Source organism: Comamonas testosteroni (assembly GCF_014076415.1).
GTDB lineage: Bacteria > Pseudomonadota > Gammaproteobacteria > Burkholderiales > Burkholderiaceae_C > Comamonas > Comamonas testosteroni_F.
Genome location: NZ_CP043568.1, coordinates 5,013,078 through 5,036,644, shown reverse-complemented (window position 1 = coordinate 5,036,644; position 23,567 = coordinate 5,013,078). Strand labels below are relative to the sequence as shown.

Sequence of the window (23,567 nt, the reverse complement as noted above, 5' to 3'; positions counted from 1 at the left end):
GCTGTGACTGACCCTAAAACCTGGATGTGTTTGACCTGTGGCTGGCTTTATGACGAAGCCCAAGGTTGCCCCGAACATGGAATTGCTCCAAACACCCGCTGGGAAGATGTGCCCATGAACTGGACATGCCCGGAATGCGGTGCACGCAAAGAAGATTTTGAAATGGTGGAAATCTGAGTGCAAGAGCCGCTCACTCCATCAACGACCGTATTGGGAGGAATTTCACCGTGACAGCATCTGGTGCGCCTTTGCGCGTTCTGGTCGTGGATGACAGCAACACCATCCGCCGCAGCGCTGAAATTTTCCTCAAGCAAGGTGGTCACGAAGTTCTTCTGGCCGATGATGGCTTCGATGCCCTGTCCAAGGTCAATGACTACCAGCCCCAGCTCATCTTCTGCGACATTCTGATGCCCAAGCTCGATGGCTATCAGACCTGCGCCATCATCAAGCGCAATGCTCGCTTTGCCAATACGCCCGTCGTGATGCTGTCATCCAAGGACGGTGTATTCGACAAGGCTCGAGGTCGCATGGTGGGCTGCCAAGACTATCTGACCAAACCATTTACCAAAGATCAATTGCTGCAAGCCGTACAACAGTTCGCGCTGCAAGCTGCAGATGTGGGAGCTGCATGATGACAATCCAAAAAGTTCTGGTCGTTGACGATTCCAAGACGGAGCTGATGGCTCTGAGTGATATTTTGCAAAGGCAGGGCATGCAGGTGCGTACTGCGGAAAATGGCGAGGAAGCCATGAAGCGCCTGGCCGAAGACAAGCCCGACCTGATCCTGATGGATGTAGTCATGCCTGGACAGAACGGCTTCCAGCTGACGCGTGCCATTTCTCGCGATCCCCTGTATGCCGATGTGCCCATCATCATGTGCACCAGCAAGAATCAGGAAACCGATCGGGTCTGGGGCATGCGTCAGGGCGCACGTGGCTATATCACCAAGCCCGTGGATGCCGCCGAGCTCCAAGCCAAGATCGCAGCGCTATAACGAGCTGCGCTGCTTATGGCGAACCGTGAAGCCCTCCGAGATCTTCAATCCCGTCTGGCCGGGCGCCTGCAGGCAGCACGCAGCGAAGGCGTCAGCGTTGCTGCCTGGCTGGCAGTGCAAGCTGGCGGACGGGATTATTTGCTACCGCTGAATCAGGCAGGAGAAATCTTTCCCTGGACCGGCGTTCAGCCCGTCCCATACACACAGGCCTGGTTTCTGGGCATCGCCAATCTGCGCGGTGCTTTGATGGGGGTGGTGGACCTGGCTCAATTGCTGGGTCATGGAAATGTCCGCAATGAGCAGGAACTGATGGACTGCAGTCTGCTGGCCTTCAACCCTGCCCTGGAGGTCAACGCGGCTCTGCTGGTCGATCGTCTGCTGGGCCTGCGTGCCGCGGACGCGTTTTCCAAGGCCGAGCCTGCGCCTGAGCATTCCCCGAGTTTCTTCGGAGCCGTCCATATCGATGCGAGCGGCCGCCGCTGGCAGGAGCTGAAATTGCAGTCCCTGTCTCAAACCGCCAAATTTTTGAGCATTCGTGCTTGAGGTTCCTGGATACAGCGCTATGTCCTTTGCACAGAAAATAAATCAGTTGTTCCGACGCAAGCCCATCGCGGCTGCCGTCAGTGGTGATAGCGGCATGATGGGAGACACGGTCGTACAGGATATGTACGACGGATCGCTCAACAGCGTGCAGGGGGCACCTTCCGTCTTCGGTGTCGAGGAGGCAGGTCGGGCAGACGAACTGGTGAGCCTGCCTATTCTTGGCACGGCCACGACTGCCAAGCATCAGCGCACCTTGTTTACCTTGCTGGGCGGCTCGGTGCTGGTGCTGGTGGTGCTGTCGGCATGGATGCTGCGCGAAGCGGGCAACTCCAACCAGCAACTGGCGGCAACCGGTCAGGCATTGATGCAGTCGCAGCGTCTGGCCAAGTCGGTTTCCATCGCCATGACGGGGGCCGCTCCTGCGTTTGCCGACGTCAAGGACAGCGTCGGTGTTTTGGCGCGCAACGTGCGAGCGTTGGCTGCCGGCGATTCCGATCTGGGCGTGAACGCGCTGGGCGGTGGCTTGCAGGACGAGCTCAGCTCCATCAGCACCCTGACGGAGCGGGCGGAAAAGAGCGCCGGTCTGATTCTCGGGCAGCAAAAGACTCTGACTCAAGTGGGCGACGCGCTGCGCACCATCAACCGTCAGTCCTCCGATCTGCTGGAAACCGCGGAAACCATCTCTTCGCTGAAGCTGCAGCAGGGCGCCGGCGCGGCCGAGATCTCTGCTGCCGGTCAGCTGGTGATGTTGACTCAGCGTATTGCCAAGTCTGCCAACGAATTCCAGACCCTGGAGGGCGTGAGCCCCGAGGCCGTTTTCCTGCTGGGCAAGGACTTGAACTCCTTCAAGGAAATCTCCGAAGGTCTGCTCAACGGCAGCGCTGAAATGCGGCTGTCGGCGGCACGCGATCCCCAGGTGCGTGAACAGCTGGAGACGCTGATCAAGCAGTACGACGATACACGTACCCAGGCCAGCGCCATTCTGGGCAATCTGCAAGGGCTGGTGTCGGCCCGCGAAGCACAGACCAGCATCAACAATGACAGCGAACCGCTGCGCCAGCAGCTCGAGCAGCTGCAGACGGCGCTGCAGGGGCTGGGCGGGGCCAGCATGCTGCAGCTGGCGCTGCTGGCAGTCGCCATTTTGGCCGCGGTTCTGAGCGCTATCGGCATCTCGCGCGTGCAGCTGCTGGACAGCCGGGCGCGCCAGCAGGAAGCCGAGCGCCACCAGGTCGATGCCCGTTTGCAGGAGCAGGAAGCCAAGCGCATCAACGACGCCAACCAGGCGGCTATTTTGCGTTTGATGAACGAGCTGCAATCGGTGGCCGAGGGCGATCTGACGCAGGAAGCTACCGTGACCGAAGACATCACGGGCGCGATTGCCGACTCGGTGAACTACACGGTGGAAGAGTTGCGCGCTCTGGTGGGATCGGTGCAGAACACGGTGACCCGCGTGGCCCAGACCACCGAGCAGGTGGACGTCACGTCGACCGAGCTGCTGGCAGCATCGAACGAGCAGCTGCATGAGATTCGCGAAACCGGCAAGTCGATTCTGGACATGGCCGGCCGTATCAACAATGTCTCGGCGCAGGCCCAGGAATCGGCCCAGGTGGCACGTCAATCGCTGCAGGCTGCGGACTCGGGTCTCAAGGCTGTGCAGAACGCCATCGGCGGTATGAACTCCATCCGCGATCAGATCCAGGATACCTCCAAGCGAATCAAGCGTCTCGGTGAGTCGTCCCAGGAGATCGGTGAAATTACCGAACTGATTTCGGACATTACCGAGCAGACCAACGTATTGGCGCTGAACGCCGCCATTCAGGCCGCGTCCGCCGGTGAGGCCGGTCGTGGCTTCTCGGTGGTGGCGGAAGAAGTGCAGCGCCTGGCGGAACGTTCCGCAGACGCCACGCGACAGATTGCTGCGCTGGTGAAGGCCATTCAGACCGACACCCAGGATGCCGTGGCCGCTATGGAGCGCTCTACCCAGGGTGTGGTGGAGGGGGCTCGTCTGTCCGACTCTGCTGGTACTGCACTGTCTGAAATCGACAGCGTGTCGCGCCGACTGGCCGAGCTGATCGAGCAGATTTCCAATTCCACATCACGTGAAGCCAATATGGCCAACGGCGTGGCGGAAAACATTCAGCACATTTTTGCAGTGACCGAGCAAACCGGTGAGGGAACCCGCACCACTGCGCAGCAGGTGCGAGAGCTCTCCCACATGGCTGAAGAGCTGCGTCAGTCTGTTTCCCGATTCAAGATTGCCTGATTTGACTGGCTCTTTCTCTCATAAAAATGCACGACCCTTGAGGGTTAAGGAACTAGAGCATGTCAGTGGTTGACGACTCGCCAATACGTACAGCCATGTCTGCAACTGCAGAGCAGGATCTGGGCCCGCTGGCCTGGGTGCTCGATGAAGTGCGCAAGTCGCTGGAGGCCGCGACCAAGGCTGTGAGCCGTTTCATGCGCGATGCGGATGCGGCCCGTTTGTCTGATCTAGAGGAGTTGGATACATCGGCACTGCGCATTGCACGCCAGCAGCTGCATCAGGCCTGTGGCGCTCTGGAGATGGTGGGTGTCACCGCCCCGGCTCAGGTGCTGCGCAGCATGGAGGCTGCGGTCAACCGCTTTGTACAGCGTCCCGAATACTGCACGCAGGAAGCGGCGAGCACGCTGGAGCGCACACATTTTGCGCTGATGGAATTTCTGGAGGCCGTTCTGGCCGGTCAGCAGGTCTCGGCTGTAGCCCTGTTTCCTCAGTACCGTGAGACCCAGGTGCTGGCCGGCAACGACAAGGCCCACCCGGCTGACCTATGGCCTGCCGAGCGCCGTGCGCGCGAGCCCCGCTGGACCGGGACCATGCCCGAGCCGCTGGCCTATGGCCCACATGCACGTGCCATGCTGGACGGAGTGGTGCTGCGCATGGTCAAGAGCGACGACCGCGAGGCGGCAGCCCAGATGTGCGAGCTTTGCCGGCGCTTTGCGGCCGGCCAGGCCGAGGATGTGGCGGCGCGCAGTTTCTGGAAAATCGCTGCGGCCTTCTTCGATGGCCAGGCTCGTGGACTCATCACTGCCGATATCTACGTCAAGCGCATGGCTTCGCGCGTGCTCATGCAGTACGCCAGCATGGCCAAGGGCGACAGCCTGCCACCCGCACGCCTGATGCAGGACCTGATGTTCTTCTGTGCGCAGGCCAGACCCCGCGAGCAGGCCGGCGACAGCCTCAAGGCCGTGCACGAGGCTTATGCCATGGAGCACATGCCGGTGGTGGATTACCACGTGGCACGCTATGGCCGCTTCGATCCCTCGGTGCTGGTGCAGGCGCGCAAGCGCATTGCTGCTGCCGCCGAGACATGGTCAGCGGTCGCCGGCGGCGACCGCAGCAAGATCAGATCCATGGCCGAGCAGTTCGGGCTGGTATCGGAGTCGCTGGTCAAGCTGCAGCCTGCCAGCCATGGGCTGGCGCGTGCGCTGATTCGTGTGGCGGAGACGGTGGAGCGCATCGGCGAGCCGCCACCGGCCGAGCTGGCCATGGAGGTGGCGACCGCGGTACTGTATCTGCAGGCCAGCTTCATGACGGCCGGGCATGACGACGAAATACAGGCCGCCCAGTCCAGCGTGCTGGTCCAGCGTCTGGATGCGGCGCTGCATGGCGCGCAGTCCGAGCCGCTGGAAATCTGGATGGAGGAGCTCTACCGCCAGGCCAGCGACCAGCAGACCATGGGCTCGGTGGTTGGCGAGCTGCGCATCACCCTTGGCGAGGCAGAGAAGCAGCTGGATCTGTTCTTTCGCAATCCCGCGGACACCTCGGTGCTGGCCTCGGTACCGGGCCAGATGGCGCAAATGCGTGGTGTGCTGTCGGTGCTGGGATTCGAGCAGGCCGCGACCGCCATGCAGCGCATGCGTGACACTGTCGAGCACCTGATGCTTGGCGAGGTGACGGTCGAGAACCAGCCTCGCATCTTCGAGAAGCTGGGCAGCAGTCTCGGTGCCATGGGCTTTCTCATCGACATGCTCAGCTACCAGCGCAATATGGCGCGCAAGCTGTTCGTCTATGACGAGGAAAAGGACGAACTGCGCATCGTCATGGGCCATAGCCGCAGTCGCGGCCCCGAAGCCTTCCGTCCCACCGTGGATATTCCCATGGATGGCGTACCGTCTTCTGGACAGACTCCGGTCGCGTCGGCTGCCGTGATTGCTGCTCCGGCAGTGGAGCCCTCGGTCGCCGCACCGCCACCGCCTGTCGAAGTGAGACCGGTTCCCGCTGCTGTGGTGAAGCCAGAGCAGCTGCAAGTCAGGCCCATCGAGGACGAGGACACCCCGCCGTGGGCAGTGACCGAGCCAGGTGCCTTGCCCGAGTTTGAGGCGACACCCGCACCAGCCGTGGCAGAGTCGGCCGGCGTGGGCTCCGATGCGCTGGCCGACGCCATGGCTCAGGTGTTTGCGGGCATGCAGTCGGGCAAGCAGGCAACTGACGAGGCGGATGTCGCTCGGGATCTGGCAGCGGCAGTCGCAGCTCCTGCGGGCGTGCCTGCGGCTGCTATGCTGCCGGCAGCCGAACTGAATACTGTAGATCTGGATGGCGACGATGAGCTTCTGTCCATCTTCCTGGAGGAAGCCCGCGAAGTCGTGGATAACGGCTTGCAGGCCCTCAAGGTTTTGGCGGAGGAGCCCGGCAATCTGAGCGAGCAGACCACGCTGCGCCGTGCGTTCCACACGCTAAAAGGCAGCTCGCGCATGGTGGGGTTGGATGAGTTTGGTGAAGCCGGCTGGGCCATGGAGCAGATGCTCAATGCATGGCTGGCAGAGCAGCGGCCCATGCCGCAGGCCATGCAGCAGCTGGCTCAGGATGCCCTGAAGGCCTTTGCCGTCTGGGCACAGGATATCGAGAACCAGCAGGCGCAGAACTGGTCGGCCACGGCCTTCCGTGCCGCTGCAGACGCCATGCGCCTGCAAGGCGAGCGCGCCGAGGTGGCTCTGGTTCCGCGTCGTGGCGAGCGTGCCCAGCGATTGGAGTCGGCTCCAGGCATGGCCGAGGGGGCAACTGCTGCGGATGAACTTGTGCTGGAGCAGCCCGAGTTGCCAGCAGTGCCCGAGCTGATCGACGAGCTGGAGTGGCCACAGGAGCCGCAGGCCGTGGTTGCAGATGCAGATGCAGAGCCCGGGCCCGATGCACTGCCTGCCGGGATCGAGCCTGTATTTGCGATGCCGGAGCTGGAGTTCCCGCAAGAAGAACTGTCTGCACTGCCAGATCAGGAGCCGGTGGCCGAGCGGGAGGCGGCTGTAGCCGACTTTGCCTTGCCGGAGCTGGATATTCCTGACGATCTGCTGCATCAGCTTCAGGCACCCGATGCGCTCGAAGCGTCCGCACTGCCTGCTCTGGAGTCGGCGGCAGGGCCCGAGCCGGAGCGGATGCAGGGCACAGGGGAGGTTCAGCCTTCGCTGCAGGAAAGCACTGCGGCAGAAGAGTTGCAGGAGCTGGACTTCGCCGCCTTCGAAGCGGCCATGCGTGAAAGCGAGCAGGCTGCCATAGACATGCAGACTGCCGTGGAGCCCCCTGCCATGGACGTGGCTACCGGGGTGCCGACCGCTGTGGAGATGGCGCTCGAGCTGCCGTCGGCAGAGGCCGTGATCGAGCTGGAGGCCATTGAAGCCTTGCTGGATGGCGTGCCCGGTCCAGTTGTGGCCGAAGAACCCGCCCAGGTGCCAGAGCCCGAAGTCTCGGCGACTGAGGCGGTGCTCGAGCAGACAGGTGAGCAGGACGACGGCTATCGCAATATTGACGGGCTGCGCATCAGCGCAGCCCTGTACAACGTCTATCTCAACGAAGCAGACGAGTGGTCGGAGCGTCTGGGTGAGGTGTTGCAGCAGTGGTCGCAAGAGCCAGCTGCCACCATTCCCGATGATGCGATCGCGCTGGCGCATTCCCTGGCAGGCAGCTCCGGTACCGTGGGCTTCAAGGCCTTGTCGGAGCTGGCGCGTTTGCTCGAACATGCGCTGCTGCATCTCCAGCCCCAGGGCTATGCCGGTGCGCTGCAGATTCAGCAATGCGTGACCGCAGCCGATGAAGTGCGTCGTTTGCTGCATCAGTTTGCGGCAGGTTTCCTCAAGGACGCCTTGCCCGCTGTCCAAGACGCGCTGCGTGAAATCCTGAATACGCCGATCGATGTCGGTGCAGCAGCTGAAACTGCCGATCTTGAGCTGTCCGAGCAGGATGAGGCAGAGTGGCCCGAGGTGCAGGCGCTGCAGCTGCCTGCAGATCCCAAGGACTTGCCGCTGGACTTTGCTGCCGAGCTTTCGCAGGATGGGGCCTTGCCCGAGCTTGCGGGTGATGGACTCAAGGATGTGGCCGAGGAGGAAGCGGGAGCATCGGCAGCCGACTCGTTGCTGGATGCCGTGGTAAAAGCCGCGGATCAGGCACCGTATTCCATGGTGCCTGCCGCAGGCAGCGTGGAGCATGAGGCAGAGCTGCAGCGCCGCATCGATGAAGCCATTGCTCTGGCGGTGCATGCCGGTGATGACGAAGACGATATCGATGTGCTCGATCAGGTCGATGCCGACCTGTTTCCCATTTTCGAGGAAGAGGCCATCGACCTGCTGCCCAAGCTCGGTGCTGCACTGCGCCGCTGGCATGGGCGCCCGACGCTGGATGAGGCTCGCAACGAAGCCCTGCGCGCTTTGCACACCATCAAGGGCAGTGCCCGCCTGGCGGGTGCCATGCGCATGGGGGAGATGGCCCACCGCCTGGAGTCGGCGGTGGAGCGTATTGACCAGGAGCGTCCCGCAGCCGACGCGATCGAGCCGCTGCTGAGCAGCTTTGACGCTTTGCAAGCCAGCTTCGATGTGCTGCGCATGGCCGGTGAGCAGGAGCCCGAGCAGCCACTGGCGCAACTGGACGATCTTCTTGCTCAGGCGCCTCTGCATCTGAGTGTGGCGGGGTCTGGTGTAGCGCAAGCAGCAGTGGAAGCTCAGGCCGGAGAAAAGACTGCCGCAGATTTTGAGCAGGCCATTGAGCTGCCGGCTCCGGTGGTGCCGCGTCCTGCGTCGCAGCAGACCGTACGTGTGCGGGCGCAGTTGCTGGACCGCTTGATTTCCCAGACCGGTGAAGTGCTGATTGCCCGCTCGCGTGTCGATGCGCGGCTGTCGCAGGCGCGTTCGGCGCTCAATGACTTGACGGGCAACCTGGAGCGACTGCGCGCGCAGCTGCGTGACATCGAGGTCCAGGCCGAAAGTCAGATGCAGTCGCGTCTGGCCCTGTCCAAGGACACGGCGGCCGGTTTCGATCCGCTGGAGTTCGACCGCTTCACGCGCGTGCAGGAACTCACGCGCATGATGGCTGAATCGGTCAACGACGTGGCGACCGTGCAGCGCAATCTGCAGCGGGATCTGGCCGCTGCCGAAGACGATCTGGTTGCTCAGGGCCGGCAGGCACGTGATCTGCAGCGGGATCTGCTGCGCACGCGCATGGTGGAGTTCGACTCCTTTGCCGAGCGTCTGTATGCCGTGGTGCGCCAGACGTCCAAGGAAATGGGCAAGCAGGTGCGCCTGAACATCCTGGGCGGCACCATCGAAATGGACCGCGGCATGCTGGAACGCATGATGCCGGCCTTCGAGCATCTGCTGCGCAACTGCGTGGCTCACGGCATCGAGTCGCCCGAGCGGCGCCAGGAGCTGGGCAAGCCGGCCGTGGGCACCATCGAGATTGTGCTGAGTCAGGAGCGCAACGACGTGGCACTGTCCGTGGAAGACGACGGGGCTGGTCTGGACCTGGAACGGATTCGCGCCAAGGCCATCAGTCTCAAGCTGTGGACCGACGAGCGTCATATGACGCTTGAAGACGCGGGGCGCCTGATCTTCGAGCCGGGCTTTACCACTGCCACCGAGGTGACAGGTGTTGCCGGCCGCGGCATCGGCATGGATGTGGTGCGTTCCGAAGTGAATGCTCTGGGCGGTCGTATCGAAACCCATACCGAGCCAGGCCGTGGCAGCGCCTTCCGTCTGGTTGTGCCGTTGACCACGGCCGTGACCCAGGTGGTGATGCTGCGCATGGGCGCCGTGTCGATGGGCGTGCCCGCCAACCTGGTGGAAATCGTGCGCCGCGTGCCCGTCGATGTGCTGGAGGACAGCTACCGCAAGCAGGAGTTCCAGGACGGCAGCGAAGTCATGCCTTTCTATTGGGCCGGCGCGCTGTGGCAAACCTCTCTGCACAGTGAGGAAAACCTCGGGCGCACGCGCCCCGTGGTGATAGCGCGCAGTGCCTCGCAGCGTGTGGCGCTGCATGTGGACGAAGTGCTGGGCAACCAGGAAGTGGTGATCAAGAACCTGGGTCCGCAGCTTTCGCGTCTGCCAGGGCTTACCGGCATGTCGGTGCTGCCCTCGGGGGCCGTGGTGCAGATCTACAACCCGGTGGCGCTGGCCAACGTCCATGGCGAGCAGGTGCGAGCCATGCTGGCCAGGGCCGAGCAGGCCGCAGCCGCTGGCGAACTGCAGGCTCGTTCAGGCGGTGCCGATCTGCTGGGCGCCGAAGCGGCACAGACCACGGTGCCACTGGTGCTGGTGGTGGATGACTCCATCACCGTGCGCCGCGTCACCCAGCGTCTGCTGCAGCGCGAAGGCTACCGCGTCACGCTGGCTGCCGACGGCCTGCAAGCCATGGAGCGTTTGCAGGACGAGCGCCCGACCCTGGTGCTGTCCGACATCGAAATGCCGCGCATGGACGGCTTCGATCTGTTGCGCAATATCCGCGCCGATCAGAAGCTCGAAGGCATGCCCGTGGTCATGATCACTTCACGCATTGCCCAAAAGCACCGTGAAATGGCCCGTGACCTGGGAGCCAATCACTATCTGGGCAAGCCCTATTCCGATGAGGAGCTGCTGGGCCTGATCCAGCATTACGCTTTGCAGCGCAGCGGCCCCGCACCTGAGCGCAGCCCGCTTGGCGGGCCCGTGGTGGATGGGGTGGGAGCTGTAGTCGAATAAGGTTTGCTACTGATAAGGGAGCGGCTTGCGCTTGTTCTTGATGGGTTTTGGATTGGAAATTATCTGAAACCTTTAAGGAGCTGGTGCAGGCCGCTTCTGTTTTTGCTGTGCGCTTCTTGTCGCGTTGTGGTTTGTTTTTGATGCAGAGGCCGGGGCGAATTCCCGGCCTCTGTCGCCAGCCAAGCAGAAAAAAACCTCAGGAGTCCTTCTTCAAAACCCCATACCGCGCCAGCGTTTTCTCTCTGGCGACAGCATGATCCACCACTGGCAACGGGTAGCTGCTTCCAAGCACGACACCAGCTTCGGCCAGTTCCAGCGGCTTGGCCAGCCAGGGAGCATGCCGCAGTTTGGCCGGCAAGGGCGTCAGTTCGGGGACGTAGCGCGCTATGAACTTGCCGTCCGGGTCGAACTTCTCGCTCTGGGTCACCGGGTTGAAGATGCGGAACCAGGGCTGGGCATCGCAGCCCGTGGAGGCCGCCCATTGCCAGCCGCCGTTGTTGGCCGCAAGGTCGAAGTCATTGAGCTTTTCGGCGAAATAGGCCTCGCCCCGGCGCCAGTCCAGGCCCAGGTCCTTGACCAGAAAGCTGGCCGTGACCATGCGCAGCCGGTTGTGCATATAGCCGCTGGTATTGAGCTGGCGCATGGCGGCATCGACCAGCGGGTAGCCGGTGCGGCCTTCGCACCAGGCGGCGAAGAGGGCGTCGGCCTCGGCTCCCGTCTCCCATTCGATAGCGTCATACGCCGGCTTGAAGCTGCGTTCCACCACATAGGGCTGATGGGCCAGGATCTGGAAGTAGAAGTCGCGCCAGATCAGCTCGCTGAGCCAGGTGGCCGCACCTTCGCGTGCCGCGGCAGACCAGTCCTCGTTGTGAGCCGCCTCGTGGGCGAGGCGGGCCAGCTCGCGTATCGAGACGGTGCCAAAGCGCAGATGCACGCTGAGATAGCTGGGCCCCTTGAGGGCCGGGAAGTCGCGCGCTGCCTTGTACTGTGGCAGGCGCGGCAGAAAATCGGCCAGCAACTGGCGCGCGCCGCTGACGCCGGTGGGCAGGCGCAGGCCGGCCAGCGTGTCCGGGGCAAAGCCCAGATCCGCAGCCGAGGGGATCGGGCGGCGCTCGGTGTCCGGCAGATCGGCCAGCCTGGCAGCGAGATTGCGCTCGCTGGGGTAGGCTGAGAGATAGAACGGTGTGATCTTTCGCAGCCAGGCGTTCTTGTAGGGCGTGAAGACCGAGAACGGCGACAGGCTTTGAGTCAGCACCTCGTCGCGCGCAAAGATGCGGTGGTCCTTGAAGCGCAGCAGCAACTGCCCCTGGCTCTTGAGGCTGCGCGCCACCTGGGCGTCGCGGGCAAGGGCCGCCGGCTCGTCGTCGTCGTTGCAGAAGACGGCGCCCGCGCCCAACTGCCGAGCCAGGGCCGGGATGATGTCCTGGGGCAGGCCGCGCCGCGTGATCAGCCCTGTCTGCGGACGTCCCGCAGTCTCGCGCAGGGCGGCATCCAGCTCGGTCAGACTCTGGCAGATGAACTCCACGCGACGGTCGGCGCGGGGCAGGGCGGCAAGAATGCTGTCGTCGAAGACAAAGACGCAATACAGCTTTTCACATTGCTGCAATGCATGATAAATGGCTGCGTTATCGGCCAGACGCAGGTCGCGCCGCAGCCAGATCAAGCCCACAGGGTAAGAAGGAGTCATGGATCGCCAGTAAAATCGCCGTATGTCTGCAGAATCTGCGCCTATCAACTTGACGCACCACTTCCTGATTGCCATGCCCGGCCTGGAAGATGAGTCGTTTTCGCGCAGCGTTGTCTACCTGTGCGAGCATAGCGAGCGTGGCGCGCTCGGTCTGATTATCAACAAGCCCTCCAAGCTCAGCCTGCAAGGCCTGCTGCAAAAAGTGGATTTGGGTCTCAAGCGCGATGATTTGCGTGATCAGCAGGTCTTTACCGGTGGCCCGGTGCAGACCGATCGCGGCTTTGTGCTGCATGAGCCCATGGTCATCGAAGGCGCACCAGAGAACGAATCGGCCTATGCCTCGACCATGACCATTCCAGGCGGCCTGGAGATGACCACGTCCAAGGATGTGCTCGAAGCCCTGTCGGACGGCGCCGGCCCCAAGCGCGTGCTGGTCACGCTGGGCTATTCCTCCTGGGATGAGGGCCAGCTTGAATCCGAAATCGGCGAAAACGCCTGGCTGACCGTGGAAGCCGACCCCGAGGTGATCTTCAGCACCCCGGTGGACGAGCGCTATGACCGCGCTCTGGGCCTGCTGGGCCTGCAGCGCTGGATGTTGTCCCCGGAGTCGGGTCGCGCATGAACGATATTTCCTCTTCCAACAAGGCCGCCGATGCGGCCTTTTCCTCGACTTTTTCCTCGGCCGAAAATGCGGCTGCCAGGTCTGCGGCGGCGCCCGCACCGCAAAAGCCCGAGCTGCCGGCCCATTTCCAGCAGTTCCTGGGCTTTGACTTCGGCATCAAGCGCACGGGCTGCGCCTCGGGCAACCGCGTGCTGGGCGGCGCCAACCCGCTGCCCACCATCAAGGCCGAAGGGGCGGATGCACGCCTGGCCGCAGTGGAAAAGCTGATCCGCGAGTGGCAACCCAATGCCCTGGTGATAGGCGTGCCCTACCACCCCGATGGCGCGGCCCACGAGAACACGGCCCGGGCCCTGAAATTCGGCCGCCAGCTCAGAAGCCGCTTCAAGCTGCCGGTGTACGAGGTGGACGAACGCTACAGCACGACCGAAGCCCTGGCGGGTGGCGCACGCGACGCCGACGCGGCTTCGGCCTGCATCATTCTTGAACAGTTTTTGAGGAGTCTCCCATGAGTGAAACCATTGCGGGTCAGGGCAGCCTGATCCTGGACGCCGAAGCCCTGTATAGCGAGCTGCTGCGCGGCGTGCAGCGCATCATGGGCCCCAATACCCGTCTGGCGGGCATCACCTCGGGCGGTGCCTGGCTGGTCGAGCGCCTGCACAAGGATCTGAACCTCAAGGGCAAGCCCAGCGTGCTGTCTTCCTCGCTGCACCGCGACGATTTTGCCCAGCGCGGCATGGCTTCCAGCGCCCAGACCCAGATCGCCTTCGATGTGAACGGCGCCGATGTGCTGGTCCTCGACGATGTGCTCTACACCGGCCGCACCGTGCGCGCCGTGCTCAACGAACTCTATGACTACGGCCGTCCCGCCAGCGTGCGACTGGCCGTCCTGGTGGACCGTGGCGGGCGCGAGCTGCCCATCCAGGCCGACTTTGCCGCAGCGCGCGTGGCGCTGCCGGCCGACCGTTCCCTGGCGCTGGCGCGCGACGAGGGCGGTGTTTTCCACTTCCGCATTCAAGAGGCCTGATCGTGCTGTACAAGCGCAACCCCCAACTCAACAAGAACGGCGAGCTGATCCACCTGCTCTCCACCGAAGGCCTGTCCAAGGACATCCTGACCCAGATTCTCGACACGGCCAGCAACTTCGTCAGCGTCAACGACCGTGAAGTCAAGAAGGTGCCTCTGCTGCGCGGCAAGAGCGTGTTCAATCTGTTCTTCGAGAACAGCACGCGTACCCGCACCACCTTCGAGATTGCGGCCAAGCGCCTGTCGGCCGACGTGTTCAACCTGGACATCGCGCGCAGCTCGGCCAGCAAGGGCGAGACCCTGCTGGACACCATCGACAATCTCTCGGCCATGGCGGCCGACATCTTTGTCGTGCGCCACAGCGAGTCCGGTGCTCCCTATCTGATCGCCAAGCATGTGGCGCCCCATGTGCATGTGGTCAATGCCGGCGACGGCCGCCATGCCCACCCCACCCAGGGCCTGCTGGACATGTACACCATCCGCCACTACAAGCAGGACTTCTCCAATCTGCGCGTGGCCATCGTGGGTGACGTGCTGCACTCGCGCGTGGCACGCTCGGACATCCACGCCCTGACCACGCTCGGCGCTGCCGAGGTGCGCGTGGTAGGCCCGCGCACCCTGGTGCCCTCGGACATGGCCAGCATGGGCGTGCGCGTCTTCCACAATCTGGAGGAGGGCATCAAGGACTGCGACGTCATCATCATGCTGCGCCTGCAGAACGAGCGCATGAGCGGGGCGCTGCTGCCCTCGAGCCAGGAATACTTCAAGAGCTTCGGCCTGACCGAAAAGCGCCTGGAGCTGGCCAAGCCCGATGCCATCGTCATGCACCCCGGCCCCATCAACCGCGGCGTGGAGATCGACTCCGCCGTGGTGGACGGCCCGCAGGCCGTGATCCTGTCGCAGGTGACCTTCGGTATCGCCGTGCGCATGGCTGTCATGTCGATCGTTGCGGGGAATGAGGCTTGAACACCCCCTGAGCCGCTGCGCGGCTTCCCCCTCTCTCGCTACGCGGGAGGGGGACGACGCCTTCGCTGCGAGGCGGCTCTTGCCTGGCGTCCCTGGCTTGGAGCGCGCCGGTTTTCAGATAAGTAGTATTTTTGTAGCTGCTAGCGCTTGTGTGGCAAGCGCTGGAAGCCAATTTGGTGCCAAACCATGAAGATTCTGATTCGCAATGGCCGGGTGATGGACCCGGCACGAGGTTTCGACCAGCAGGCCGATATCGCCATCGATGGCAGCGTGATCGCCGCCATCGGCACGGTGCCCGAAGGTTTTGTGGCCGAGCGTGAAATCGACGCCTCCGGCCAGTGGGTGCTGCCCGGTCTGGTGGACTTGGCTGTGCGCCTGCGCGAGCCCGGCCACGAGCATGAGGGCATGCTGCAGTCCGAGATGGCGGCTGCCGTGGCCGGCGGCGTGACCAGCCTGGTCTGCCCGCCCGATACCGAGCCCGTGCTCGACGAGCAGGGCCTGGTGGAAATGCTCAAGTTCCGTGCCGAGAAGCAGCACAAGTCGCGCCTGTTCCCCATGGGTGCGCTGACCGTGGGGCTCAAGGGCGAAACGCTGACCGAGATGGCCGAGCTGACCGAGTCCGGCTGCGTGGCCTTCGGCCAGGCGGATGTGCCGCTGTCCAGCATCACCACGCTGAGCCGTGCGCTGAGCTATGCCAACACCTTTGGCTATGCCGTGTGGCTGCGCCCGCAGGACAAGGATCTGGGCAGGGGCGTGGCCGCCAGCGGCGCGCTGGCCACCCGCATGGGTCTGGCCGGGGTGTCCGTGGCGGCAGAGACGATTGCGCTGCACACCATCTTCGAGCTGATCCGTGGCTCGCAGACCCGGGTTCACCTGTGCCGCATCTCCAGCGCCGCCGGCGTGGAGCTGGTGCGCCGAGCCAAGGCCGAAGGTCTGAACGTGACCGCCGACGTGTCCATCAATTCGCTGCTGCTGACCGAGAACGATATCGGCTACTTCGACAGCAGCGCCCGTGTGGTGCCCGTGCTGCGCCAGCAGCGCGACCGCGATGCGCTGTCTGCCGCGCTGGCTGACGGCACCATCGATGCGCTGGTCTCCGATCACTGCCCGGTGGACGAAGACGCCAAGGTGCTGCCTTTTGCCGAAGCCGAACCCGGTGCGACCGGCGTGGAGCTGCTGCTGTCCATTGCCGTGAAGTGGAGCCGCGACTACAAGGTGCCGCTGAACCGCGCACTGGCTGTCGTGACTTCGGCACCCGTGGCCGTGCTGGGTAGCGCCCTGGGCGAGCAGCAGTCCCAGCTGGGGCAGCTCAATGCGGGCGGCGTGGCAGATCTGTGCATCGTCGACCCCGAGGCTGAGTGGACGGTCGATCCCAAGGCGCTGCAAAGCCAGGGCAAGAGCACGCCATTCAACGGTTTCGAACTGCCGGTGCGTGTGGTAACGACTATCGTTGACGGCGCTGTCGCTTATCAACGATAGGCTCCCCCTGAGCGGCTTTGCCGCTTCCCCCTCTCTCGATGCGTTTCATCGGGAGGGGGACGACACCTTCGGTGCGCGGCGGCGCTTCCTCGGTGCCTCTGACTTTGCATTGTGCCGGTCTTAGGCGCTTGCCGGTTTCAAGTTGCAGCAACTGAGTCACAACGAGCCGCTACACTGTTTGAAAATCATGGCAAACGGCTTGCAAAAAATCAAAACCGGCTCGCGTGCGGTATGGCGCGGACTGCGTCTGCTGGCCCATGTGGCCAAGGGCGCCTGGATCGTGGCGTTTCGCTTTCCACAGCTGCACTATCTGCAGCAGCACGAGCATGTGCAGGCATGGGCTGCAACCTTGCTGCTGCGCGCTGGTGTTCAGCTGGAGATCAAGGGGCAGCCACCGGCCAAAGGGCCGGTACTCATGGTCAGCAACCATATCTCCTGGCTCGATATTCCGCTGCTGCACGCGGCGCGCCATTGCCGCTTTATCTCCAAGTCCGACGTCAAGGGCTGGCCCATCATCGGCACGCTGGCGACGGCTGCGGGCACGCTCTACATCCAGCGCAGCTCGCGCCGCGATGCGGTGCGCATGGTGGGAGCCATGGCAGAGGCCTTCAAGCGCGGCGAAATCCTTGCCGTCTTTCCAGAAGGGACGACGGGCGATGGACGCAGCCTGCTCTCGTTTCACTCCAATCTGCTCGAAGCCGCCGTGCAATGCGATGCGCCGGTGCAGCCCGTGGGGCTGCGCTTTGTCGACGGCAAGACAGGCGGCACCAGCTATGCCGCCACCTATGTGGGCGATGAGACCCTGCTGGGCTCCATCTGGCGCGTGCTTTGCTCGGACCAGCTGATTGCCGTGGTGCACTATGGCGAGGCGCAGAGCGCACAAGGGCGCGACCGCCGCGCCTGGGCCAAGGACTTGCACACCGAGGTGGACCGCCTGCGCAGCGCATGAAGGCTGCAAGTCTGCCTGGAGCAGAAGCTCTTTGCAGGCCATGCTGTCTTCAGGATTTGGACATCGGAATGTAGTCCAGCGGCAGGGCGGTAGTCCACTTGATTTGCTCCATGGCAAAGCTCGATGACACACCTGAGAGTTCTATGCCTTTGACCAGGCGTTTGTACACGGCGTCATAACTCTGGACATCGGGCACGACCACTCGCAGCAGGTAGTCGATGTCGCCGCTCATGCGATAGAACTCCACGATTTCGGGAATGTCGTCAATCACTCGCGTGAGCTTGTGCATCCATTGATCGTTGTGCTGGGTGGTGCGAATGGAGACAAAGACCGTGACCCCTAGATTGAGCTTTTGTGGCGATAGCAGGGCCACGCGCTTTTGGATATAGCCCTCTTGCTCAAGTCGCTGCAGCCGCCGCCAGCACGGTGTGGAGGAGAGGTGAACAGCTTCGCTCAGTTGCTGCAAGGAGAGGCTGGAGTCCTCTTGAAGCAAGGATAGGATTTTTATGTCTATGCGGTCCATGAAAAATTTTTCTCAAAGAATAAATATTATTAGAAATATTTTGCATGAATTTAAAATAGCAGTCTGAGAATTAAATCCCTTTTCTAGCGGGTAGTTCCTAGACTGGAGGCATTACAAGACTTAATTGATGCCCTCCTACATGTCCACTGCACACCAGGCCTCCACTCTCTTGGCGCATGCCGCACGCCGGCCAGAGCTTCACCATGGGATGGTGAATACGCCGATTTACCGAGGCTCCACCATCATCTCGACAAGCCTTGCGCAGTGGGAGAGTCGCAAGCGGCCTGACAACCCCTATGCCTCCTATGGGCGGTTTGGGACGCCGACCACGGGTGCACTGGAAGAAGCGATGGCCGAAGCTGAGGGGGGCTTTCGCTCCATCGTCCTGCCCTCCGGTCTGGCCGCCTGCACGCACGCCATTCTGGCGCTGGTCAGTACAGGGGATCATGTATTGCTGCCCGACAGCGTGTACGGCCCGACCCGCGCCTTCAGCGAGCGCGTGCTGGCACGTTTTGGAATCGAAGCCGAGTTCTACGATCCCTGCATCGGTGCGGGCATTGCCACACAGATGCGCAAGAGCACACGTGTTGTGTTTGTGGAGGCTCCAGGCTCGGGCACTTTCGAGATGCAGGACATTCCGGCCATTGCCGCGCAGGCTCATGCCGTGGGTGCCTATGTGGTGATGGACAACACCTGGGCCACACCGTTGTTCTTCAAGCCTTTCGAGCATGGTGTGGATGTCTCGGTGCAGGCAGGAACCAAGTACATCGTGGGCCATTCGGATGCCATTCTTGGTGTGGCTACTGCCAACGAGCGGGCCTGGCCGCTGCTGCAAAAGGGCGTGCAGGACTTTGGTCAGACCATTGGGCCGGACGACATTTTCCTGGCTCTGCGTGGCATGCGTACGCTGCCATTGCGCATGCAGCATCACTGGGCCACAGGGCTGCACCTGGCGCAGATGCTGCAGCAGCATCCGATGGTGCAGCGTGTCATGCACCCTGCGCTACCGCAGGACCCAGGCCATGCCTTGTGGAAGCGTGACTTCACCGGTGCCAGCGGACTCTTTTCGATTGCATTGCGCCCTATGGAACGCCAGGCCCTGGCGACCTTCATCGACAGCTTGCAGCTGTTTGGTATTGGTTTGTCCTGGGGCGGTTATGAAAGCCTGGTGCTACCCATGGACGCACCAAGGCGCAATACCCAGACTTGGGATCTGAAGGGGCCGCTGGTGCGCATCCATGCAGGGCTGGAGGATGCCGGTGATCTGGCCGCTGATCTGTGTCAGGCGCTGGAGGCAGCCGAACGGCTGATTCCAGATACAGAGCGGGCTTTAGTTGCAGTTGGATAAACGCCGACTGCTCGAATGACCCTTGAATAATTTTTAACGAACTCCAAGGAGACAAGCATGTCCTCGATTACACGTCGCAGCTTTGCATGGGGTGCAGCCGCTTTGCTGGCTGGAGCCCCGGCTTTGTCGCAGGCCCAGGCAGGGAGCTACCCCGCCGGCAATACGCCGATTCGCATCGTGGTTCCTTACGCTGCCGGTGGCTCGTCCGACTTTGTCGCACGACTGCTGGTACGCAAGATGGGTGACAACATGAAGCACAGCTTCATTGTGGATAACCGTCCCGGTGGCAACACCATCATTGCTGCCGAGCATGTGTCCAAGGCCAAGCCAGATGGCTACACCATCTACCTGATTGGTGAGCTGACCCATGCCTCGCTGCAGGCTCTCAACAAGAAGCTGCCTTTTGACCCGGTCAAGGACTTTTCCGGCATTACCAACCTGGTGGAGTCGCCGTTGGTGATCTCCGTGCCCAAGTCGTTCCCGGCGTCCACCCTGAAAGAGTTCGTGGACTATGCCAAGGCTCATCCAGCAGAGGTGAACTTCGGCTCGGCCGGGCTGGGCAATACCCTGCATCTGGCAGGTGAGAACTTCTCGGGCCAGACCGGGGTGCAACTCAATCACGTGCAGTACAAGGGTGCATCGCAGGCGATCCTGGATTTGCTGGCGGGGCGCATACAGGTCATGTTCGATCTGCCCCAGACACCGCTGCCTCATATTCAGGCCGGCAAGCTCAAGGCACTGGCGGTGACATCGGCCCAGCGCCTTCCCATGCTGCCCGCAGTGCCCACGACGACCGAAGCAGGCTTTCCTTCTTACCGTTTTGTGACCCGCATTGGTGTGGCAGCGCCCGGTGGTACACCCCAGCCCATCCTGGACAAGCTGTATGCCGAGATCAGCAAGGTTGTGGCTGACCCTGAGTTTCGTACTGCGGTGGAAGGCCAGGCCATGTTCCCGGCACCCAGCGCATCGCCAGCGGCCTACCAAAAGCGTCTGCAAGACAGCATGGCCACGGTGGGTGAGCTGCTGCGCGGTGCGAATGTGCAACCCCAGTAAACGCGGGCGCATGGTTCAGAACGCTTTTTTCAGCTCCACGCTGCCTGCTTTCCCTTTTTGAGATTTCCCCGGAACATGAATAAACGTCAACGCTTTCTTGCTGCAGTTAAAGGCCAGCCTGTCGATCGAGCACCTGTCACGGCATGGGTGCACTTTCTCTCCGACCACCTCAGCGGCAGCAAGTCCGCCGACCTGCATATTGAGTTTCTGCGCGAGTACCAATGGGATGTGCTCAAGGTCATGAATGACTATCGCTACCCCGTGCCGGCGGGTGTGCAGACTCTGGACAGCGCCGAGAGCCTGCGTGCCTACACGCGCATCTCGCTCAAGGACCCGGGCTTTGTGGCCCAGCTCGAATGTCTGCAGCGCATTCAGGATGCCTGCCCGGAGACACCGCTGCTCGAGACCGGTTTCGAGCCTTTCCAGCAGATCGTGCGCAATATCGGCTTTTCTCAAGGCCCTCGCATGTATGCCCATCGCGGCGAGGCGCTGGCTGCGCTGGAAGTCGTGACCGAGGTGATGTGCGAGTACATGGCTGCCGTCAAGGCACTGGGTATTGAGGGCATGTTCCTGTCTATCAACGGAGCCATGCCTGCTCATATGGCACGCGGGGCCACCGAGGAGCAGCATGAACAATTCCAGAAGCCTTTTACGGTTGCCGTGCTGAAGGCCGCCGAAGGCATGGCACGCGTGCTGCACGTGCATGGAAGTGCGCTGGAGATGGAGCGCATTGGCGGCTACCCCTTTGAAGTGCTCAGTGTTTCGGATCGTCTGCCCACCAACCCCAGCCTGTCCCAGTTGCGTGCCATGACCGACAAGTGTCTGATGGGCGGTATCGACGAAACGCGCATTCAGGAGCGCACACTGCCCGAAATCGCTGCAGAAATCGATGACTGCCTGCAGCAGGTGGGCAGTCAGAACTTCATTCTGGCTCCTGGCTGCACCATCCCGTCGTTCACCTCGCAGCGCAATCTGCATTTCCTGCGCGACTACACCAGTGGGCAGGCCTGATGTCCGGCAGTTGGCAGCGCGAGCGGGCAAACGTGCGCGCTGGCAATGTCGGGCGGTGCCTGGCTACCGTGATGGCCGCTGTTGCTTGCAGCATCACTTTGCGCCTGTACTCTTTGTCGCGTCAGCGGCATTCTTTCCGCAGAACTGATCATATAAAAATGACTCAAAACAATGTTTCACGCCCTCTGCTGGCGCTTAAAGATCCCTCTTTGCTGCGTGCCGATGCACTGGTGAACGGGCAGTGGCTGTCCGCCCCTTCACGCTTTGCTGTGTATGACCCCGCTACGGGCGAGCATCTGCTTGATGTAGCGAACCTGACAGTAGAGCAGGCCCGGCAGGCTATTGATGCAGCCGAAGCAGCAGGCTTGGAATGGCGTCGCAAGACCGCCAAGGAGCGCAGCCAGCTGCTACGCCGCTGGTTCGATCTGCTCCAGCAAAACGCGGATGATCTGGCCCGCATCATGACGGCGGAGCAAGGCAAGCCCTTGGCTGAGGCTCGCGGTGAAGTGACCTATGCCGCCAGTTTTGTGGAGTGGTTTGCGGAAGAAGCCAAGCGCATCAACGGCGAGACGCTGCCCACCTTTGACAACAACCGCCGTTTGCTGGTGTTGCGCCAGGCTATTGGCGTGTGCGCCGCGATCACGCCCTGGAACTTTCCTCTGGCCATGATTACCCGCAAGGTCGCTCCGGCGCTCGCTGCGGGCTGCACCGTGGTGGTCAAGCCGGCAGAGCTGACACCATTGACTGCACTGGCAGCGGCCGAGCTGGCCGTGCGCGCTGGTATTCCGGCAGGTGTGATCAACGTGCTGTGTGCCGACAGCAACAACTCCATTGCCATTGGCCGCCTGCTTTGTGCGAGCGACATCGTGCGTCATCTGAGCTTTACTGGCTCCACGGAAGTGGGTCGTATTCTCATGGCCCAGTGCGCACCCACGGTCAAGAAGCTGTCGTTGGAGCTGGGTGGCAATGCACCCTTCATCGTTTTTGACGATGCAGATCTGGATTCCGCTGTGGAAGGTGCGTTTGCCAGCAAGTTTCGCAACTCTGGACAGACCTGTGTCTGCACCAACCGTTTTTATGTGCAGGACGGTGTGTATGAGGCGTTTGTCGAAAAATTTGCGCAGCGCGTCCGTCAGGCCCGTGTGGGTAATGGTTTTGAGGATGGCGTGGTGCAGGGGCCGCTGATTGAAGAAGCTGCTCTGGTGAAGGTGCAGCGCCACATTGACGATGCATTGGCAGGCGGTGCGCGCGTGGTGGCGGGCGGTAACCGCCTGAGCAATCTGGGCAGCGGTCAGTTCTTTGAGCCAACGGTTCTTGCCGATGTCACGGCCGGCATGGTCTGTGCGCGTGAGGAAACCTTTGGGCCGCTGGCTCCGGTGTTGCGCTTTCATACCGAGCGGGAAGTCATTGCCGCTGCCAATGTGACCGAGTTTGGCCTGGCAAGCTATGTCTACACCCGTGATGTGGGCCGCATCTTCCGTGTGGGTGAAGAGCTGGAGTTCGGCATGGTGGGCGTGAATGTCGGTATTTTGGCAACCGAACATGTGCCTTTCGGTGGCGTCAAGCAGTCGGGCCTGGGCCGTGAAGGATCGCATCACGGGATTGATGACTATGTGGAAATCAAGTACCTGTGCGTGGGAGATGTATTGACCGGTGCCTGAGGCAGATCAGGTCTGCTGCGCTGTTGAAGGGCATCTGGTGCGCGCGACGTGAAGAGTGCAGCCACTAGGCCGCGCTGTGTGCCCAAGCTCAGGGCTCAGCGTGGTCTGAAAGTACCTTCTCAGTGTGTCGGCGGGCCTGGCCGCAGACCACGCAGGCATGGACCTGCATGGGGCCATTGGTGGCTGGCATGGCTACACTGCAGCCATGAGCACAAGTACAGACACCCCCGTGAATCGCCCTGACATCACCATTTTCCACAACAACCGCTGCAGCAATTCGCGCGGCGCGCTGGCGCTGCTGCGCGAGCATGGCATCGAGCCCAATATCGTGGATTACATCGCCACGCCGCTGACGGCGCCAGAGTTGGCAGAGCTGGTGGCACACCTGGGCGTTGCGGTGCGTGACTTGTTGCGTACCAAGGAAGCTCAGTTCAAGGAACTGGGCCTGGATAACGCAGCGGTCAGCGATGTCCAGCTGATTCAGGCCGTGGCTGCGCATCCGGTGCTGCTCAATCGACCCATTGTGGTCACCCCCAAGGGGGCCAAGCTTTGTCGCCCGCCAGAGTTGGTGCTGGAGCTGATCTGAGCGAGGCAGGTGGCAGATTGAAAATGGCCTGAACTCATTGAACTGCAGATGCAGGCTGCTTCTGGCCCAGGTGCATTGGTGAATACCTCAAGCGCCTAAGTCTCGCCTAAGTGTGGACGTTCAAACTTCCCTTCAACGACACCGATCCG

At 62.2% G+C, this 23,567-nt stretch carries 19 protein-coding genes; 17 read left to right on the top strand and 2 right to left on the bottom strand.

Annotated elements, in window-relative coordinates:
* The first annotated feature begins 24 nt into the window (after positions 1-24).
* The 6 genes from F0P97_RS23210 to F0P97_RS23185 are packed head-to-tail and all read left to right on the top strand — an operon-like array spanning position 25 to position 10,510.
* Entirely contained in the window at positions 25-177 is a 153-nt protein-coding gene (locus tag F0P97_RS23210) for a rubredoxin (RefSeq protein ID WP_034399566.1), read from the top strand.
* Between the two features lie 50 nt (positions 178-227).
* Positions 228-632 carry a response regulator gene (locus tag F0P97_RS23205; RefSeq protein ID WP_003071158.1) on the top strand — a complete coding sequence of 135 codons (405 nt, stop codon included), beginning with the start codon at positions 228-230 and terminating at the stop codon, positions 630-632.
* On the top strand, positions 632-994 hold the full coding sequence (locus tag F0P97_RS23200; RefSeq protein ID WP_182284493.1) for a response regulator: 363 nt from the start codon (positions 632-634) through the stop codon (positions 992-994). Before F0P97_RS23205 ends, F0P97_RS23200 begins: the two co-directional genes overlap by 1 nt.
* Positions 995-1,009: 15 nt before the next feature.
* On the top strand, positions 1,010-1,537 hold the full coding sequence (locus tag F0P97_RS23195; RefSeq protein WP_182284492.1) for a chemotaxis protein CheW: 528 nt from the start codon (positions 1,010-1,012) through the stop codon (positions 1,535-1,537).
* A 19-nt stretch (positions 1,538-1,556) separates the two neighbouring features.
* A complete protein-coding gene (locus tag F0P97_RS23190) occupies positions 1,557-3,800 on the top strand; it encodes a methyl-accepting chemotaxis protein (protein ID WP_182284491.1) in 2,244 nt (747 codons plus the stop codon).
* Positions 3,801-3,859: 59 nt separating this feature from the next.
* Positions 3,860-10,510 carry an Hpt domain-containing protein gene (locus tag F0P97_RS23185; protein ID WP_182284490.1) on the top strand — a complete coding sequence of 2,217 codons (6,651 nt, stop codon included), beginning with the start codon at positions 3,860-3,862 and terminating at the stop codon, positions 10,508-10,510.
* Positions 10,511-10,706: 196 nt separating this feature from the next.
* Here the strand turns inward: F0P97_RS23185 and F0P97_RS23180 are convergent, their stop codons facing one another.
* Positions 10,707-12,197: a cryptochrome/photolyase family protein gene (locus F0P97_RS23180; RefSeq protein ID WP_182284489.1), complete on the bottom strand. Its 1,491-nt coding sequence runs from the start codon at positions 12,195-12,197 to the stop codon at positions 10,707-10,709.
* 22 nt (positions 12,198-12,219) lie between these two features.
* On the opposite strand from F0P97_RS23180, the gene F0P97_RS23175 reads away from it, so the two are divergent.
* The 6 genes from F0P97_RS23175 (at position 12,220) to F0P97_RS23150 (ending at position 17,236) form a co-directional block, all read left to right on the top strand.
* Positions 12,220-12,819: a YqgE/AlgH family protein gene (locus F0P97_RS23175; RefSeq protein WP_003051525.1), complete on the top strand. Its 600-nt coding sequence runs from the start codon at positions 12,220-12,222 to the stop codon at positions 12,817-12,819.
* Positions 12,816-13,328, top strand: coding sequence for a Holliday junction resolvase RuvX (gene ruvX / locus F0P97_RS23170; protein WP_182284488.1), 513 nt, complete (start codon positions 12,816-12,818; stop codon positions 13,326-13,328). The genes F0P97_RS23175 and ruvX overlap by 4 nt, the downstream gene beginning before the upstream one ends.
* Positions 13,325-13,843, top strand: coding sequence for a bifunctional pyr operon transcriptional regulator/uracil phosphoribosyltransferase PyrR (gene pyrR, locus F0P97_RS23165; RefSeq protein ID WP_003075383.1), 519 nt, complete (start codon positions 13,325-13,327; stop codon positions 13,841-13,843). The genes ruvX and pyrR overlap by 4 nt, the downstream gene beginning before the upstream one ends.
* A 2-nt stretch (positions 13,844-13,845) precedes the next feature.
* Entirely contained in the window at positions 13,846-14,808 is a 963-nt protein-coding gene (locus F0P97_RS23160; RefSeq protein WP_003051536.1) for an aspartate carbamoyltransferase catalytic subunit, read from the top strand.
* Between the two features lie 186 nt (positions 14,809-14,994).
* A complete protein-coding gene (locus tag F0P97_RS23155) occupies positions 14,995-16,287 on the top strand; it encodes a dihydroorotase (RefSeq protein ID WP_182284487.1) in 1,293 nt (430 codons plus the stop codon).
* A gap of 187 nt (positions 16,288-16,474) precedes the next feature.
* Entirely contained in the window at positions 16,475-17,236 is a 762-nt protein-coding gene (locus F0P97_RS23150) for a lysophospholipid acyltransferase family protein (protein WP_182284486.1), read from the top strand.
* A gap of 49 nt (positions 17,237-17,285) precedes the next feature.
* Here F0P97_RS23150 and F0P97_RS23145 read toward each other — a convergent pair whose 3' ends face one another.
* Positions 17,286-17,759 carry an Lrp/AsnC family transcriptional regulator gene (locus tag F0P97_RS23145; RefSeq protein ID WP_182284485.1) on the bottom strand — a complete coding sequence of 158 codons (474 nt, stop codon included), beginning with the start codon at positions 17,757-17,759 and terminating at the stop codon, positions 17,286-17,288.
* 139 nt (positions 17,760-17,898) lie between these two features.
* Here F0P97_RS23145 and metC point away from each other — a divergent pair, with 139 nt between their 5' ends.
* The 5 genes from metC (at position 17,899) to arsC (ending at position 23,418) form a co-directional block, all read left to right on the top strand.
* A complete protein-coding gene (metC, locus tag F0P97_RS23140) occupies positions 17,899-19,107 on the top strand; it encodes a cystathionine beta-lyase (RefSeq protein WP_182284484.1) in 1,209 nt (402 codons plus the stop codon).
* 57 nt (positions 19,108-19,164) lie between these two features.
* A complete protein-coding gene (locus F0P97_RS23135) occupies positions 19,165-20,160 on the top strand; it encodes a Bug family tripartite tricarboxylate transporter substrate binding protein (protein ID WP_182284483.1) in 996 nt (331 codons plus the stop codon).
* Between the two features lie 75 nt (positions 20,161-20,235).
* Positions 20,236-21,171 carry a uroporphyrinogen decarboxylase family protein gene (locus F0P97_RS23130; RefSeq protein WP_182284482.1) on the top strand — a complete coding sequence of 312 codons (936 nt, stop codon included), beginning with the start codon at positions 20,236-20,238 and terminating at the stop codon, positions 21,169-21,171.
* Between the two features lie 158 nt (positions 21,172-21,329).
* Positions 21,330-22,832, top strand: a complete 1,503-nt coding sequence (locus F0P97_RS23125; RefSeq protein ID WP_182284481.1) for an NAD-dependent succinate-semialdehyde dehydrogenase — start codon at positions 21,330-21,332, stop codon at positions 22,830-22,832.
* Positions 22,833-23,037: 205 nt separating this feature from the next.
* Entirely contained in the window at positions 23,038-23,418 is a 381-nt protein-coding gene (arsC, locus tag F0P97_RS23120; protein WP_182284480.1) for an arsenate reductase (glutaredoxin), read from the top strand.
* Positions 23,419-23,567: the final 149 nt, after the last annotated feature.